The organism is Micromonospora humi (assembly GCF_900090105.1).
Classification (GTDB): domain Bacteria; phylum Actinomycetota; class Actinomycetes; order Mycobacteriales; family Micromonosporaceae; genus Micromonospora; species Micromonospora humi.
In genome coordinates this window covers 30,479-45,755 of the sequence record NZ_FMDM01000013.1, presented here as the reverse complement: position 1 = coordinate 45,755, position 15,277 = coordinate 30,479, and the positions used below count along the sequence as shown (strand labels likewise).

Genomic DNA, 15,277 nt, shown 5'->3' with positions numbered 1-15,277 from the left:
GCAGGGTGCGCCCGCGGGCGCGTCGGGGGCGGGCGCCGGATGAAGGCGCTCTCCACAGTCCTCTTTTTGTCTCGTGACACGCCCTCGCCGGACCCGCCGACACCGGTCGCGCCGTCCATACTGGCCGTGGGGGGCGAATTCCATACAGTTACCGTCGCGTCTTGCGACGGTCGACGGGAAAGAGGACGCCGTGCCTCCTGCCGCACCAGGCCCGTTTCTGCGTCGTCGCCGCCTCGGCACCGAGCTGCGTCGGCTCCGCGAACAGGCCGGTCTGACCGGTGACCAGGTCATCGAGCGGATCGGTTGGGCCTCCGCATCCAAGCTGTCCCGGTTGGAGAACGGCCGCAGCCGCCCCGACCCGGACGACGTCGACGTGCTGCTGACGCTCTACGGCGCCGACGAGGAACTGCGCGCGGAGCTGACCGGGATCACCCACGAGGCCGGCGACATGCGGGGCTGGCTGCGCAACTTCCCGGTGATGACCCAGCAGCAGCGCGCCTTCGCCGAGCTGGAGGCGGGCTGCGCGGAGATCTCCGAGTACAACCCGGTGCTGGTGCCGGGGCTGTTGCAGACGCCCGGGTACGCCCGGCACCGGATCCTCTCCGCGGCCCGGGTGGCCGAGGAGGCCGGCGACCCGGACCCGGAGGCCCCGGAGACCGAGGTGGCCGCCCGGCAGGCGCGCCAGTCGCTGCTGACCCACGTGCCCCGGTACACCGCGGTGCTGGAGGAGGCCGCGCTCGGCCGCCGGGCCGGCCCGCCGGAGGTGCTGCACGAGCAGCTCGTCCACCTGTGCGAACTGGCCCTGCTGCCGAACGTGGAACTGCGGTTGCTGCTGCGGGACACGCGGGTGGGCGACTGGTACCTTCCGCCGACCGCCTTCTCGGTCTATCGGTTCGCCGACCCCCTCGATCCGGAGACGTTGGCTATCGAAAGTGGGTTCACCGACGTCATGTCGACCGAGGTAAACACCCTAAATCGCTATAAAGTGGTGTACGAGTGGCTATGCTCGTCGGCACTCTCCGCATCGGACACCCTCTCCTGGTTGATCGAAGCGACGGGACGGCTGACCGGCACGGCAGTCGAGTCCACCGGGGCGCACGGGCCGGCAACGGCGCCGACCCAGCGCCGCCGCGACTCGGGGCGTCTCACGACGGAACGGTGATCCCCGGCGGACACCGTCCGCCGCCGGCGTCGCTCGTTCCCATCGGAGCACCTCATCAGGAGCAGGACACCATGAACGAGATCCGCCACAGCACGACCGCCCGCTCGGGGCGCCTCGCCGGCGCCGCCTGGCGCAAGAGCACCCGCAGCCAGACCTCGAACTGCGTCGAGGTCGCACCGCTCGGCACCGGGCCGGCGACCATGGCACTGCGCGACAGCAAGGACCCGAGCGGGCCGGTGCTGCTGTTCAACCGGGCCGGCTGGCTCGGCTTCATCGCCGGAGCGAAGAACGGCCAGTTCGACCTGAACTGATCCGGCGAGTGCCCGGGGGCCGTCGGCGTCATGCCGGCGGCCCCTCGCACGTCCACCCCCGACAACCGTGCTGACCTGGGGTCCCCCGAACGGTCGAGCCGGCCGGTTTCACTTGCTGGGACGACGGGCGAGCGTACGATGACGCATGGAGTGACGTGGAAGTTCCACCGCGCATCCGTCCGTCTCCCGGGGGACACCATGCGGTTCCTGATCGTCCGCACCGAGATCCGTAACGCCGCCGACGCCGACATCGCCGCCGTCTGGGCCGACGGCGGTCGCCTGCGGGACGAGACCCGCGCGCCAGAGCCCCGCCGCCAGGTCGTCCACGCCGAGGACCGGGACGCCGCCCTCCTGCTCGCCCGGGCGCTGTCCGCCGTCGGCGCGGTACGCACCGGCCGCCACCGGGTCAAGGTGCTGCCCATCGAGGAGCCCGCCCCCGGCCGCGGCCGCCCGTACCGCTGGGACGGTTGACGACCGCCCGCTGACGTCCGTCGTGGCCGGACCGGCTCCCCCGCCGCGCTCCACGCCTCACCCGGCCACGACGGCCCGTGTTCCCGGCCCGAGACCGCCGCGGCAACGACGGTCCGGGCCGGGACCGCGTTCGCACCCGGGTCAGCAGTGGCCGTCGAGCCAGCGGTGCACCAGGAAGAGCGCGATCGACGAGGGCGGCGGCAGGAGCAGGCGGTCCCCGCCGTCCACCGGCACCGGCTCACCGGCCAGCGCCGCCCCGATCTCCCGCCGGCTGAACCACCGCGCGTGCGCGATCTCGGTCGGGTCGACCCGGATCTCCTCGTCGGCGTCGGCCCGGGCCAGGAAGCCGAGCATCAGCGAGCCCGGGAACGGCCAGGCCTGGCTCGACACGTACCCGATCTCCTCGACCGCGACGCCGACCTCCTCGCGGACCTCGCGCAGCACGGCGGCCTCGGCCGACTCGCCGGGCTCGACGTAGCCGGCCAGGCACGAGTAGCGGCGCACGCCGGGACTGCTCGGCCAGGCCGCGTTGTTGCCCAGCAGGCAGCGCCCCTCCGGGCCGTCCACCCCGTCGTGCACCAGCACGATCATCGCCGGGTCGGTGCGCGGCCAGGTCCGGTGACCGCCCGGGTCGATCCGGGACCAGCCGGCCTCGTCCACCCGGGTCGCCTGCCCGGTGGCCGCCGAGTAGCCGTGCCGCAGATGCCAGTTGAGCAGCGCCAACGCGGTGGTGAACAGGCCGGCGTCCCGGTCGGTCATCAGGTGGCCGACCTCGCGCAGGTGGGCCCGGCGGGCGTCCGGCACCGGCGGCAGCGGCCCGTCCACCGCGAAGACCGGAACCCCGTCCGGCTCCAGGCCGAGGAACATCGGCACCGAGCGCGGCACCTCGGGCAGCTCACCGGGGCCGACAAGCACCAACTCCGGGGGCGCGCCCTCGCCGCGAACCAGGGTCCGACCCTCGTCGGTCGAGTCCAGCACCAGCACCCGGGCCTGCTCCCACGCCTCGGCCAGCCAGGCCGGGTCGGTCCGCCGGTGGGCGGCCCGGTCCAGCGTGGACCGGGCCAGCGGCGGCGCCTGCTCACCGGCGGAGCCGCCGTTCGCGACCGGTACGGCCGGCGGACGCGGCCCGCCGCTCACGGGGACTCCGTGCGCACCGGGGTGAGCGCGGCGAGCGAGTCGGCCACCCGGGCCGCGTCCCCCAGCACCACGGTGACCGCCTGCGCCGGGGCGAGGTAGCGGGCGGCCGCCTCGGCGACGTCGTCCACGGTCGCGGCGGCCAGCCGGGCGGCGTGCTCGGTGAGGAAGTCCAGGCGCAGCCCGTTGCCGGCGTACGCGCTGGTCAGCGACGCGAGACCGGCCTGGGTGGACATGCCGAGCTGGAGCGTGCCGAGGGCGTACTGGCGGGCCTGCTCCAGCTCCTCCGGCTTCGGCGGCACGGTGGCCAGCCGACCCAGCTCGTAGCGGGTCTCCAGCAGCGCCGGCGCGGTCACCTCGGTCGCCACCTCGGCGCCGGCGACCAGCACCGAGCCGGCCACCGAGTGCTCGACCAACGAGTGCGGCCCGTACGTGTAGCCCTTGTCCTCGCGGATGTTCTCCACCCAGCGGGAGGAGAAGTAGCCGCCGAAGATCAGGTTGGCCAGTTGCAGCGCCGCGTGGTCGGGATGGGTGCGGGGCACCGCGGGCAGCGCCAGGCGCAGCGAGGACTGCACCGAGCCCGGACGGTCGACCAGCAGCAGCGGCCCCGGCTCCAGCGGCGGGGCGGGCGGCAGCTCGGCGACGTGACCGTCTCCCCGCCAGCCGGCGAGCGCCGCCTCGGCCGCGTCCAGCGCCTGCTCCGGCCGCACGTCGCCGACCAGCACCAGCACGGCGCCGGCCGGGTGCACCCGCTCGGCGTGCAGGCGGCGCAACGCGGCCGGCCGGACCGCCCGCACCTGGTCGGGCTCGGGCGTCTGCACCGCGTACGGGTGCCGGCCGTAGACCCGCTTGAGCAGCGCGGTCCGGGCCAGGTGGGCGGGCTGGCTCTGGGCGACCTGGATCCGGTCGACCAGCCGGTCCCGCTCGGTCGCCACCCAGTCGCCCGGGTAGGTGGCACCGGTGAGCACCTCGGCGAGCAGCTCCAGCATCCGGTCCAGCCCGGTGACCAGGCCCGCACCGGAGAGCATCAGCCGGTCCGGGTCGAGGCCGGCGGCGAGCCCGCCACCGACCTTCTGCAGCTCGGCGGCGATCTCGGTGGCGCTGTGCGCCTCGGTGCCGGCCAGCATGGTCTGCGCCAGCATCGCGCCGCGGGCCAGGTGGGTCCGCCCGAACGGCATCCAGAGCCGCAGCTCGAACAGGGGTACGGCGGGGCGGCGTACCGCGATCACGGTGAGCCCGTTGCCGAGCGTGCGTTCGGCCTGCTTCGGCACGGTCAGGCGCTTGTTCGCACCGAGCGCCGGCAGCGGCCGGACGGTGGTGGTGGCAGCGCTCATCGGGCACCTCCGGCCACGACCTCGACGGACGCGCGGCGCTCGGGGCGGAGTGTGGCGGCGGCGGCGCGGACCTGGTCCTCGGTGACCGCGCCGACCAGCCGGGGCAGGTCGTTGAGCAGCCCCGGTTCGCCGCGTTGCTGTTCCAGCACCGCCATCCGCAGCGCCCGGCCGAGCACCGCGTCGGTGTCCCGCAGCAGGTGGGTGGCCATCCGGGCCTGGGTACGCGCCAGCTCACCCTCGACCAGCCCGTCGGTGGCCAGCCGGTCCAACTCCTCGTCGACGGTGCGCAGCACCTTGTCCACGTCGCCGCCGGGCGGCAGGTGCGCCTGGAGCAGCAGCGCGGTGGGGTCGCGCACGTCGAACGGGTCACCCATGAAGCCGAGGTAGCCGCCGACGCTGGTGACCGTGCGGTCCCCCTGCACCAACCGCTCGACCAGGCGGGACGCGTCGCCGTCGGTGAGCACCTCGGCCAGCACCACGTAGGGCAGGTAGCCGGTGAAGTCGGTGATCGGGTCGGGCACCCGCCAGGCGCCCGCCACCGCCGGGAGCGGGGCCAGCGCGTCGGTGTAGGTGCTGCGCCGTTCGGCGGTCAGGTCCGGCTCGGTGAAGTCGGGGCGCTCCGGGGCGGGCCGGGCCGGCACGTCGCCGAAGTGCCGTTCGATGAGGGCGGTCGCCTCGGCCACGTCGATGTCGCCGCTGACCGCGAGCACCGCGTTGCCGCTGGCGTAGTAGCGGCGGAAGAAGTCGGCGGCGTCGGCCACCGTCGCGGACTCCAGGTCGTCGAAGGAGCCGTAGCCGTCGTGCGCGTTGGGGAAGGTGTCGAACATCACCGGAGGCAGCGTCAGCCAGGGGAACCCGCCGTACGGCCGGTTGAGCACGTTGACCCGGATCTCCTCCTTGACCACGTCGACCTGGTTGCGCAGGTTCTCCTCGGTGAGCCGGGGGCCGCGCATCCGATCGGCCTCCAGGAAGAGCGCCCGTTCCAGGGCGTTGCTCGGCAGCGTCTCGAAGTAGTCGGTGTAGTCCAGGTGGGTGGAGCCGTTGAAGGTGCCGCCGGCACCCTGCACGTGCCGGAAGTGGGCCAGCTTCTCCAGATTCTCCGAGCCCTGGAACATCAGGTGCTCGAAGAGGTGGGCGAAGCCGGTGCGCCCCTGCGGCTCGGAGCGGATGCCGACGTCGTAGACCACCGCCACCCCGATCACCGGGGCACTGCGGTCGGGCGTGAGCACCACTCGTAGGCCGTTGTCGAGGGCGAACCGCTCGACCGGGTACTTCGTGGCGGGAATCCTGGCTCTCCGGGTCGGCACGCGATCGACACTAGCGCTTCCGTACCGGCCGCACCGGCGGTGTGCCGTGGCCGAACGGTGGACAGATGCGGGACGGGTCTTGACGCCGACCGCGTTCTGCCCCAGTCTTCCTACCAACTAAGTAGGAATACTGCGGATTGGACGATCGATGAGACGGCTCCCCCTGCGCCGCCTGGTCACGCTGGCGACCCTGGCCGCGGTCGGCGCGGCCACCCTTGGCACCACCGCCGCCTGCGGCGGCGACGACAGCGACGCCGGAGGCGACTCCGGCCCGGCGACGCTGCGCCTGGGCTACTTCCCCAACATCACCCACGCGCCGGCGGTGGTCGGCGTGGAGAAGGGGATCTTCAAGGAGAAGCTGGGCAGCGACGTCACGCTGGAGACGAAGACCTTCAACGCCGGCCCGGCGGCCATCGAGGCGGTCTTCTCCGGTGCGCTCGACGCCACGTACATCGGTCCGAACCCGACCGTGAACGCCTTCTCGAAGTCGAAGGGCGAGGCGGTCCGGGTGGTCTCCGGCGCCGCGTCCGGCGGCGTCGCGCTCGTGGTGAAGCCCGGCATCACCTCGCCCGAGCAGCTGCGCGGCAAGAAGATCGCCACCCCGCAGCTCGGCAACACGCAGGACGTCGCGCTGCGCTACTGGCTCAAGGAGAAGGGCCTGCAGACCACCAAGGAGGGCGGCGGCGACGTCAAGGTCGTCCCGCAGGAGAACGCGCAGACCGTGGAGACCTTCGGCAGCGGCGCCATCGACGGCGCCTGGGTGCCGGAGCCGTTCGTCTCCCGGCTGGTCAACGCCGGCGGCAAGGTGCTCGTCGACGAGCGCGACCTCTGGCCGGACAAGAAGTTCGTCATCACCAACCTGCTGGTCAGCACCAAGTTCCTCAAGGCACACCCGGACGTGGTCAAGAAGCTGGTCGAGGGTCAGGTGGCGGCGAACGAGTTCGTCAACACCAAGCCGGACGACGCCCAGCAGGCCATCTCCGAGCACATCGGCAAGATCACCGGCAAGCCGCTGGACGTCAAGCTCATCAAGCAGGCCTGGCCGACGTTGGAGTTCACCAACGACCCGATCGCGTCCTCGCTGAAGGCCGGCCTGGACCACGCCGTCGCGGTCGGGCTGACTGAGCCGGTCGACCTGAACGGCCTCTACGACCTCAAGTTCCTCAACGAGGTGCTGAAGGCCGAGGGCAAGCCCGAGGTCACCCAGCCGTGACGTCGACCACGACGACCCCGCGCAGCGCGACCGGCTCGGTCGCGCTGCGCGGCGTGACCAAGGTGTACGGCCAGGGCGAGCAGGCGGTCCTGGCGCTGGACGGGCTGTCGCTGGACGTCGCGCCGGGCGAGTTCGTCTGCCTGGTCGGCGCGTCCGGCTGCGGCAAGAGCACGCTGCTCAACCTGGTCGCCGGGCTGGACCGGCTCAGCGGCGGCACGATCGAGGTGGGCGAGGGCGTCAACCCGGGCCTGATGTTCCAGGAGCCGGCGCTGTTCCCCTGGTCGACCGTGGAGGGGAACGTCGAGGTGCCGCTGAAGCTGCGCGGCCTCCCCCGGGACCAGCGCAGGGCGCGGGTGGCCGAGCTGCTGCGCACGGTCCACCTGTCCGACTTCGGCCGCAAGCGCCCGCACCAGCTCTCCGGCGGCATGCGGCAGCGGGTCGCGCTGGCCCGCACGCTCGCGTTGGACACCCCGGTGCTGCTGATGGACGAGCCGTTCGGCGCGCTCGACGCGATGACCCGGGACATCCTGCACGACGAGCTGGAGCGGATCTGGGGCGAGCGCAAGCTCACCGTCCTGTTCGTCACGCACAACGTGCGCGAGGCGGCGCGCCTGGCCGACCGGATCGTGCTGCTCTCCAGCCGGCCCGGCCGGATCATCTACTCCACCCGGGTCGACGTGCCGCGGCCCCGGCGGATCGACTCGCCGGAGGTGTCGGCCATCGCCGCCGAGGTCACCGACCGGCTGCGCAAGGAGGTGGGCCGGCATGGCCAGTGACACCCTCGCCGGTACGGCGCGGAACGACGCGGAGATCTCCGGCCTCGACGCGCTGGAGATCGCCGGCCGGGAGAAGGGCCCGTCCCGGCTCCGTCGGCTCTGGTCCGCCACCTGGCCCAAGTTCGCCGCGCTGGCGCTGGCGATCGCGATCTGGCAGGCCGTGGTCCTCAGCGGCTGGAAGGAGCCCTGGGCGCTGCCCGGCCCGGCGGTCGTCTTCGCCGACCTCGGTCACTACCTGGTCAGCTCCGCGCTCTGGGAGGGGTTGGCCACCACCGCCCGCCGGGCGGCCGTCGGGTTCGCCGCCGCGGTGGCGGTCGGTCTGCTGCTCGGTCTGGGGGTGGCCCGGGTCAAGGTGCTCCGCGCCGCGCTCGGCTCGATGATCACCGCGTTGCAGACCATGCCGTCGATCGCCTGGTTCCCCCTGGCCATCCTGCTGTTCCAGCTCAGCGAGCAGGCGATCTTCTTCGTGGTGGTGCTCGGCGCCGCGCCGTCGGTCGCCAACGGCGTCATCCACGGCGTCGACTACGTGCCGCCGCTGCTGGTCCGGGCCGGACGCAACCTCGGCGCCCGCGGGCTCAACCTCTACCGGTACGTGATCGCGCCGGCCGCGCTGCCCGCCATCGTGGCCGGGCTCAAGCAGGGCTGGGCGTTCGCCTGGCGCAGCCTGATGGCCGGTGAGCTGCTGGTGGTCATCGCCACCCGCACCTCGATCGGCGCGCAGCTCACCTACGCCCGGGAACTGAGCGAGGCGCCCCGACTGATGGCCATCATGATCGTCATCCTGGTGGTCGGCCTGCTGGTGGACACCGCGTTCGGCGCGGCCGACAAGGCGATCCGCCGCCGCTGGGGCGTGCTGGACCAGGCCGGCAACTGACGTCGTGTACATCTCCGCGCGCGCCGACTACGCGCTCCGGGCCATGCTCGCCGTCGCCGACGCCGGCTCCGGCTCCGCCAGCGACGGGGGGTCCGGCGGCGGCGAGCTGGTCAAGGCGGCGAGCCTGGCCGACAGCCAGGACATCCCGCTCAGCTTCCTCCAGGGGATCCTGCTCGACCTGCGCCGGGCCGGGTTGCTGCACAGCCACCGCGGCACCGAGGGCGGGTACGCGTTGACCCGGCCGCCCGCCGAGATCAGCGTCGGCGACGTGCTGCGCGCGGTCGGTGGCGCGCTCACCAGCGTGCGGGGGATGCCCGCCGACCGGGCCGGCTACCACGGAATCGCCACCGGCCTTCGCGACGTCTGGCTGGCGGTGGACGGCGCGATCGCGCTGGTGGTGGACCGCACCACGCTAGCGGACCTGCTGGCGGACCGAGCGCCGGCGCCCTGACCCGGCCCGCGGCCCAGCGGCCCGGCCGGCGGCCTCGCACGGTGGCCCGGCCTCGCACGGTGGCCCGGCCTCGCACGGTGGCCCGGCCTGAAACGGTGGGCGGACGCCGAGCGGGGCCCGGTGCCGGGGCCCCGCTCGGCTGCTCGCGCACCGCCTTGGGACCGCCGGCCAGGTGGCCCGGACAGCTGCCAGCCTGGCGGAGTTCCCGTCGGAAAAGACACCGCCGGGAAGCCGTATGACCGTCAGGCATATTTATGCCTCTCAGTCATACCGCTTGTCGGCGACTATTTCTCCACCGGGCGTCACGCAGGGTGACGCGCCCGGTGGCCCGACAAGGCACCCGCACCCGTCGGTCCGACCGGTCAGCCGGGATTGAAGGTGCGGGCAGCGCCACGGTCCTGCGGACCGTCCACCGCCGGGTGCCAGGGGCCGAACGCGGCCACCACGGCGAGCGCCAGGCCGGCGCCCGCGACCGCGAGCACCAGCAGCACCTCCCGGGCCCCGCCCGGGCCGGCGTCACCCGCCATGGTCGCCCCTCCGCATCCGGCCGGCCCCTGCGGACCGCCCGGACCCAGCATGGTCGCCCCGCCGGCAACGGACAGTCGGCCACCCGACTGAACATCCGCTGATCCCCGACTCAGCGAGAACACGCCTCGCGACCGGTCGGTCACGCCGGGAAACGGCAGGTCGGCGACGCCGGGAACCTCCGCACGGGACGGCCGGTCACCAGCGCCGGGAACGACCCCGGGGACGACCGGTCAGCGACGCCGGGACGACCGCGGGAGGGACGCCGGGAACGACCGCGGGGACAGCCGGTCAGCGGCGCCGGGAACGACCGCGGGGACAGCCGGTCAGCGGCGCCGGGAACGACCGCGGGGACAGCCGGTCAGCGCCGGCGCGGGCGGCGGCGGGGACGCGTACCCGGGGCGGGGTGCGCGGCGGCCGGCGGCGTGATGGTGACCGGCGTGCCGGAGGGCTCGCGCGCCCCGGTCAGCCGGCCCAACTCCGCGTCGCCGGGGCGTACCCGGGTGGTCTGCGGATTGATTCCCGCGGTGCTCATCAGCCGGGCCACGTCGCGGCGCTGCTCCGGCAGGACCAGGGTGACCACGGTGCCCGACTCCCCGGCCCGCGCGGTCCGGCCGCCGCGGTGCAGGTAGTCCTTCGCCTCCGTGGGCGGGTCGGCGTTGACCACCAGGTCCAGCCCGTCGACGTGGATGCCGCGGGCCGCCACGTCGGTGGCCACCAGCGCGGTGACCTGGCCGGTGCGGAACTGCTCCAGGATCCGGGTGCGCTGCGGCTGCGACTTGCCGCCGTGCAGCGCGGCCGCGCGGACGCCCTTGGCCAGCAACTGGCGGGCCACCCGGTCGGCGCGGTGCTTGGTGGCGATGAAGACGATGGTGCGGCCTTCCCGGGCGGCGATGTTCGCCAGCGCGCCCGGCTTGTCCTCCGGCTCCAGGTGCAGCACGTGGTGCGTCATCGCGGTGACCGTGGCGGTGCCCGGGTCGACGGAGTGCGTCACCGGGTCGGTCAGGAAGCGGCGGACCAGCCGGTCCACGCCCCGGTCCAGGGTGGCCGAGAAGAGCATCCGCTGACCGCCCGGAGCGACCTGCTCCAGCAGCTTCGTCACCTGCGGCAGGAAGCCCATGTCGGCCATCTGGTCCGCCTCGTCCAGCACGGTGATGGCCACCTGGTCCAGGCGGGCGGAGCCCCGGTCGATCAGGTCGTGCAGCCGGCCCGGCGTGGCCACCAGCACCTCGGCGCCGGCGCGCAGCGCGTCCGCCTGGCGGGTCAGCGAGAGCCCGCCGACCACGGTGGCGCAGCGCAGCCCGAGCGCGGCGGCGTACGGGGTGAGCGCGGCGGTCACCTGCGCGGCCAGTTCCCGGGTGGGTACCAGCACCAGGGCGAGCGGGCGGCCGGGGCGGGCCCGGTGGCCGGCCGTGCGGTGCAGAAGCGGCAGCCCGAACGCGAGCGTCTTGCCGGAGCCGGTCCGGCCGCGGCCGAGCACGTCCCGGCCGGCGAGCGAGTCGGGCAGGGTGGCCGACTGGATCGGGAACGGCGCGGTGATGCCCTGGGCGACCAACTCGGAGACGAGCGCCGGAGCCAGGCCGGTGGCGGCAAAAGTGGGCATGGTCGTGGTCATGCGGAAAGCCTTCCTCGAGGCGGCACGTGTCGAGGAAGGGCGCCGACCAGCGGCGCGTCACCGGCGTGGCCGGTGGTCACAAGCACGAACCGAAAAGGTACGGGCCGGCCCGCCTCGGCGCGCCACGTCCCGACTGGCGGGAGGGCGGCGCGGCGGGCCGGCCCGTGCACCACGCCCGGCGGGGCGTGGTGGTGGTGCCGGTTGATCTGAAAGATCAGAGCGGGCGGATGTTCTCCGCCTGCGGGCCCTTCTGGCCCTGGGTCACCTCGAACTCGACCCGCTGGTTCTCGTCCAGGCTCCGGTAGCCGGAGGTCTGGATCGCCGAGAAGTGAGCGAAGACGTCAGCGCCGCCGTCGTCCGGGGTGATGAAGCCGAAGCCCTTGTCAGCGTTGAACCACTTCACGGTGCCAATTGCCATGTGTTTCGTCTCCTTGACGGAACGGTCGGCCCGCACGTGTTGCGAGCCGGAGAGGAGCACCCCACGCATTGCTGCGTGGCGTGCCTGTCGCTGCTGGTCGCCCCGCCCGGAGAACTCCGGACACAACAAAGAGCGCCTGGGGCCACAATCCGCCAGGCGCACACAGAGTCTCTGGAAACCAAAACTGCAACGAGGACAACGTACCACGGATCTCGCCCGGTGGGGAGATCACGTCGAAAATTCTGGCACGGCGGCCACCAGGTCGGTCAGCCCGCCGGCATCGAGCAGGTCGGTCGGGCGGACCGTCACCGCGTCCCGGACGTAGTGGAACGCCGCGCCGACCCGGTCCACCGGCACGCCCGCCAGCTCCGCCCAGGCCAGCCGGTAGACCGCCAACTGCACCGCCGCCGCCTCGGCCTCCCGACCGGCGGGCTGCCGGCCGGTCTTCCAGTCGACCACGTCGTAGCGCCCGCCCGGGCGGGCGAAGACCGCGTCCATCCGGCCCCGCACCACCACACCGGCGATCACCGTGGCGAACGGCACCTCCACCTCCACCGGCACCCGGTCGGCCCACTCGCTGGCCAGGAAGCGTTCCTGCAGCTCGGTCAGCGCGTCGTCCGACGCGGCGCCCTCGTCGGCCGCGCCGGGCAGCTCGTCCACGTCGAGCAGCCGGTCGGCGCCGAAGCGCTGCTCCAGCCAGGCGTGGAACGCGGTGCCCCGGCGGGCGTACGGGCTGGGCTCGGTCGGCATCGGGCGGCGCAGCGTACGGGCCAGCGCCTCGGGGTCGCGGCGCAACGCCACGAGCTGGGTCACCGAGAGCTGCCCGGGCAGTTCCACCTCGACCGCCTCGGCCCGGCGGGCCAGCTCCGCCTGCTCGGCGAGGAGCAGGTCGGCCTCCCGCCGCCACCGGGCCACCTCCGGATCCACCGGCACCGGCCCCTCGGGGCCCTCCGCCGGGCTCGTCCCGCCCGGCCCGCTCTCCGCCGCGTCGGCGGGCACGGCGACGGAGGCCAGCAGGGCCGCCTCGCGGCGGGCCGCGTCCGGGTCGGCGAGGTGCCGGCGGACCAGCGCCGCCGCCTCGGTCAGCGCCGGCCGGCGACCGCCCAGCGGGTCGGCCGGCCACTCCGCGCGCGACACCGTCTCGGTGGTCGGGTTCACCGCGTCCCCGGCCGGCTCCGGCGCCCAGGCGTCGATGACGTGCCCGTCCGTGCCGGACAGGCCGGTGTCGTGCACCTCACGGAGGAACACCGACGGCCCGCGGAACCGCTTCGTCCCCTCCCCCCACCAGTAGCCGGAGCAGAGCAGCAGCCGACGGGGCCGGGTCACCGCCACGTACGCCAGCCGGCGCTCCTCCCGCTCGTCGTGCGCCCGCCAGGCGTCGCTGAACTCGGCCAGCACCCGGGCCACCCCACGCTGGTCCGCCGCCTCCGCGAGGGCCAGCTCGGGCAGCCCGTCCGCGTCGCCGCGCAGCGGGAACGGGAGCACGCCGAGCCCGCCCAGCCAGTGGTCGGAGCCGCGCACCGGCCCCGGCCAGACGCCCCGGGTGAGCCCGGCCACCGCCACCACGTCCCACTCCAGGCCCTTCGCGGCGTGTGCGGTGAGCACCTGCACCGCGCCCGCCACCACCTCGACCTCGCCCGGCGCCAGCCCGCGCTCCTCGTCCTCGGCGGCGGCCAGGTAGGCGAGGAAACCGGCAAGCGTGGCGCCGGGCGTCTCGCCACTGAACCGGGCCGCCACGTCGCCGAGCGCGTCCAGGTGGGCGCGGGCCAGCCCGGCGTCCCCGGCGCCGTCCCGGCCGGCCCGGACCGCCACCTCGACGTCCAGCCCGATGCTCCGCTCGATGTCCGCGATCAGCTCCGGCAGGGACTGGTCCATCCGGTAGCGCAGCAGCGCCAGCTCCATCCCGTACGACCGCAGCCGGGCGAACCCCTCCGCCGAGTAGGCCTGCGCCGGACCGAGATCGGCCAACGCCTCCACCAGCGTCGCCTCGTCCAGCGCGTCCACCACGATCTCCGGACCGTCGTCCCCGGTCAGCTCCCGGCGGCTGCGGGCGATGGCTCGGGCCCGCCGGTGCAGGGCGACCAGGTCACGTGGGCCGATCCGCCAGCGCGCGCCGGTGAGCAGGCGCAGCAGCGCCGCCCCGTCGGTCGGGTCGGCGAGCACCCGCAGGGTGCAGACCACGTCCCGTACCTCCGGGGTGTCCAGCAGGCCGCCGAGGCCCACCACGTCCACCGGCAGCCCCCGGGCCCGCAACGCCGCCTCGATCGCCGGGATCTGGCTGCGCAGCCGCACCAGCACCGCGGTGGTGGGCCGGCGGTCGGCCGGGATGTGCTCGGGCAGCGCACCAGGCATCCCGGCCGCGCCCCGCCAGGCCGCCAGCACGCTGTCCGCGATCCAGTCGGCCTCGTCGGCGTACGTCGGCAGCAGCGCGCAGTGCACGGTGCCGCCGGCCCGCCCGCCGGGTGTGCGGTGCGGGATCGGGTCGCGGACGCTGAGCGCGGCGTGCAGCTCCGGCACCCGGGCGCCGGCCGCCCGCAGCGGCACCGACAGGGCGTTGGCGACGCCGAGGATCTCCGGCCGGTTGCGCCAGCTCGTGGTGAGGCCGAGCACGTCGGCGGGCGTGCCGTCGGCGCGGGCGAACTCGCCGGGGAACCGGTCGAGCGTGCCGGCGCTGGCCCCGCGCCAGCCGTAGATGGACTGGCAGGGGTCGCCCACCGCGGTGACCGGGTGACCACCGCCGAAGAGCGCGTTGAGCAGCACCACCTGGGCGTGGCTGGTGTCCTGGTACTCGTCGAGCAGCACCACCCGGTAGCGGTCCCGCTCGATCACGCCGACGCCCGGATGGTCGCGGGCCACCCGCGCCGCCCGGGCGAGCTGGTCGGCGAAGTCCATCGCCTCGAAGTCGTCCTTGCGCCGGCCGTACGCCCGGACCAGCGGCAGCAGCTTCAGCCGGGTCCGCTGGAGCTGGAGCGCCCTGCGCACGTCGGCGTAGACCCGGCCGGGACGCGACTGCACCTCGGCGAAGAAGCGGCCGGTCCAGCCGGCCAGCTCGTCCGGGTCGACCAGGTGCTCGTCCAGCTCGCCGGCCAGGGCCAGCACCGCGTCGGTGATGGTGGACGGCATCCGGTCCACCTCCGACATGTCCCCGTCGTAGTTGCGCACCAGCAGGTCGACCAGCTGCCAGCGGGACGCCTCGGTGAGCAGCCGGGTGGTCGGCTCGTAGCCGGCGCGCAGCCCGTGCTCGGTGACGATCCGCCCGGCGTACGAGTGGTAGGTGGACACCGTCGGCTCGCCCGCGAACGGGTCGTCGCGCGGGTCCCGGCGCGGCCGGCCCAACCGGCGGACGAGCTGGTCGAGGCGGGTCCGCACCCGGTGCGCCAGCTCGCCGGCCGCCTTGCGGGTGAAGGTGAGCCCGAGAATGTGCTCGGGGCGCACGTACGCGTTGGCGACCAGCCAGACCACCCGGGCGGCCATCGTCTCGGTCTTGCCCGACCCGGCGCCCGCGACCACCAGCAGCGGCTCCACCGGCGCCGCGATGATCGCGGCCTGCTCCCGGGTGGGCGCCGGCAGCCGGAGCAGCTTGGCCAGCTCGATCGGGGTGTAGCGGGGGCCCGCGTCGGCGGTCCGGGGCGTGGGCGTGCCGGTGACGCCGAACAGCGCCGGCTGTGTCGTCATGGTCCGGTCCT

At 74.3% G+C, this 15,277-nt stretch carries 14 protein-coding genes; 7 read left to right on the top strand and 7 right to left on the bottom strand.

Annotated features, from left to right (window positions below):
* Positions 1 to 190: 190 nt before the first annotated feature.
* The 3 genes from GA0070213_RS22990 (at position 191) to GA0070213_RS22980 (ending at position 1,944) form a co-directional block, all read left to right on the top strand.
* Positions 191 to 1,162: a helix-turn-helix domain-containing protein gene (locus GA0070213_RS22990; RefSeq protein ID WP_091068602.1), complete on the top strand. Its 972-nt coding sequence runs from the start codon at positions 191 to 193 to the stop codon at positions 1,160 to 1,162.
* A gap of 71 nt (positions 1,163 to 1,233) precedes the next feature.
* Positions 1,234 to 1,473, top strand: coding sequence for a DUF397 domain-containing protein (locus GA0070213_RS22985; RefSeq protein WP_091068599.1), 240 nt, complete (start codon positions 1,234 to 1,236; stop codon positions 1,471 to 1,473).
* A gap of 198 nt (positions 1,474 to 1,671) precedes the next feature.
* The gene (locus GA0070213_RS22980) at positions 1,672 to 1,944 is read left to right on the top strand and encodes a hypothetical protein (protein ID WP_091068595.1); all 273 of its coding nucleotides are present in this window, start codon (positions 1,672 to 1,674) and stop codon (positions 1,942 to 1,944) included.
* Between the two features lie 141 nt (positions 1,945 to 2,085).
* Here the strand turns inward: GA0070213_RS22980 and nudC are convergent, their stop codons facing one another.
* The 3 genes from nudC to GA0070213_RS22965 are packed head-to-tail and all read right to left on the bottom strand — an operon-like array spanning position 2,086 to position 5,719.
* Positions 2,086 to 3,081 (bottom strand): NAD(+) diphosphatase, encoded by a 996-nt coding sequence (nudC, locus tag GA0070213_RS22975; RefSeq protein WP_091068591.1) that lies wholly within the window; start codon positions 3,079 to 3,081, stop codon positions 2,086 to 2,088.
* Complete coding sequence (locus GA0070213_RS22970) at positions 3,078 to 4,412, bottom strand: M16 family metallopeptidase (protein ID WP_091068588.1); 1,335 nt, start codon at positions 4,410 to 4,412, stop codon at positions 3,078 to 3,080. Before GA0070213_RS22970 ends, nudC begins: the two co-directional genes overlap by 4 nt.
* Entirely contained in the window at positions 4,409 to 5,719 is a 1,311-nt protein-coding gene (locus tag GA0070213_RS22965) for a M16 family metallopeptidase (protein WP_091068585.1), read from the bottom strand. The genes GA0070213_RS22970 and GA0070213_RS22965 overlap by 4 nt, the downstream gene beginning before the upstream one ends.
* A gap of 148 nt (positions 5,720 to 5,867) precedes the next feature.
* Between GA0070213_RS22965 and GA0070213_RS22960 the strand changes: the two genes are divergently transcribed.
* From GA0070213_RS22960 to GA0070213_RS22945, 4 genes are read left to right on the top strand one after another with little or no spacing between them, the layout of a single operon-like run.
* Positions 5,868 to 6,932 carry an ABC transporter substrate-binding protein gene (locus GA0070213_RS22960; protein WP_091068581.1) on the top strand — a complete coding sequence of 355 codons (1,065 nt, stop codon included), beginning with the start codon at positions 5,868 to 5,870 and terminating at the stop codon, positions 6,930 to 6,932.
* On the top strand, positions 6,929 to 7,708 hold the full coding sequence (locus GA0070213_RS22955) for an ABC transporter ATP-binding protein (protein ID WP_091068577.1): 780 nt from the start codon (positions 6,929 to 6,931) through the stop codon (positions 7,706 to 7,708). The genes GA0070213_RS22960 and GA0070213_RS22955 overlap by 4 nt, the downstream gene beginning before the upstream one ends.
* Complete coding sequence (locus GA0070213_RS22950) at positions 7,698 to 8,582, top strand: ABC transporter permease (protein ID WP_091068575.1); 885 nt, start codon at positions 7,698 to 7,700, stop codon at positions 8,580 to 8,582. The genes GA0070213_RS22955 and GA0070213_RS22950 overlap by 11 nt, the downstream gene beginning before the upstream one ends.
* A 4-nt stretch (positions 8,583 to 8,586) precedes the next feature.
* Positions 8,587 to 9,033, top strand: coding sequence for an RrF2 family transcriptional regulator (locus tag GA0070213_RS22945; protein ID WP_091068573.1), 447 nt, complete (start codon positions 8,587 to 8,589; stop codon positions 9,031 to 9,033).
* Between the two features lie 362 nt (positions 9,034 to 9,395).
* On the opposite strand, the gene GA0070213_RS31660 is transcribed toward GA0070213_RS22945, so the two are convergent.
* The 4 genes from GA0070213_RS31660 to GA0070213_RS22930 all read right to left on the bottom strand — a co-directional run bounded on the left by GA0070213_RS31660 (position 9,396) and on the right by GA0070213_RS22930 (position 15,266).
* The gene (locus tag GA0070213_RS31660; protein ID WP_172967924.1) at positions 9,396 to 9,560 is read right to left on the bottom strand and encodes a hypothetical protein; all 165 of its coding nucleotides are present in this window, start codon (positions 9,558 to 9,560) and stop codon (positions 9,396 to 9,398) included.
* Between the two features lie 359 nt (positions 9,561 to 9,919).
* Positions 9,920 to 11,173, bottom strand: a complete 1,254-nt coding sequence (locus GA0070213_RS22940; RefSeq protein WP_091068571.1) for a DEAD/DEAH box helicase — start codon at positions 11,171 to 11,173, stop codon at positions 9,920 to 9,922.
* A gap of 214 nt (positions 11,174 to 11,387) precedes the next feature.
* The gene (gene cspE, locus GA0070213_RS22935) at positions 11,388 to 11,591 is read right to left on the bottom strand and encodes a transcription antiterminator/RNA stability regulator CspE (RefSeq protein WP_013288421.1); all 204 of its coding nucleotides are present in this window, start codon (positions 11,589 to 11,591) and stop codon (positions 11,388 to 11,390) included.
* Positions 11,592 to 11,819: 228 nt separating this feature from the next.
* Positions 11,820 to 15,266 (bottom strand): ATP-dependent helicase, encoded by a 3,447-nt coding sequence (locus GA0070213_RS22930; RefSeq protein WP_091068568.1) that lies wholly within the window; start codon positions 15,264 to 15,266, stop codon positions 11,820 to 11,822.
* Positions 15,267 to 15,277: the final 11 nt, after the last annotated feature.

Coding starts and splice junctions, on each gene's coding strand:
- GA0070213_RS22985 (WP_091068599.1), top strand. CDS start 1,234: ATGAACGAGATCCGCCACAGCACGACCGCCCGCTCGGGGCGCCTCGCC.
- GA0070213_RS22980 (WP_091068595.1), top strand. CDS start 1,672: ATGCGGTTCCTGATCGTCCGCACCGAGATCCGTAACGCCGCCGACGCC.
- GA0070213_RS22970 (WP_091068588.1), bottom strand. CDS start 4,412: ATGAGCGCTGCCACCACCACCGTCCGGCCGCTGCCGGCGCTCGGTGCG.
- GA0070213_RS22960 (WP_091068581.1), top strand. CDS start 5,868: ATGAGACGGCTCCCCCTGCGCCGCCTGGTCACGCTGGCGACCCTGGCC.
- GA0070213_RS22950 (WP_091068575.1), top strand. CDS start 7,698: ATGGCCAGTGACACCCTCGCCGGTACGGCGCGGAACGACGCGGAGATC.
- GA0070213_RS31660 (WP_172967924.1), bottom strand. CDS start 9,560: ATGGCGGGTGACGCCGGCCCGGGCGGGGCCCGGGAGGTGCTGCTGGTG.
- GA0070213_RS22940 (WP_091068571.1), bottom strand. CDS start 11,173: ATGACCACGACCATGCCCACTTTTGCCGCCACCGGCCTGGCTCCGGCG.
- cspE (WP_013288421.1), bottom strand. CDS start 11,591: ATGGCAATTGGCACCGTGAAGTGGTTCAACGCTGACAAGGGCTTCGGC.
- GA0070213_RS22930 (WP_091068568.1), bottom strand. CDS start 15,266: ATGACGACACAGCCGGCGCTGTTCGGCGTCACCGGCACGCCCACGCCC.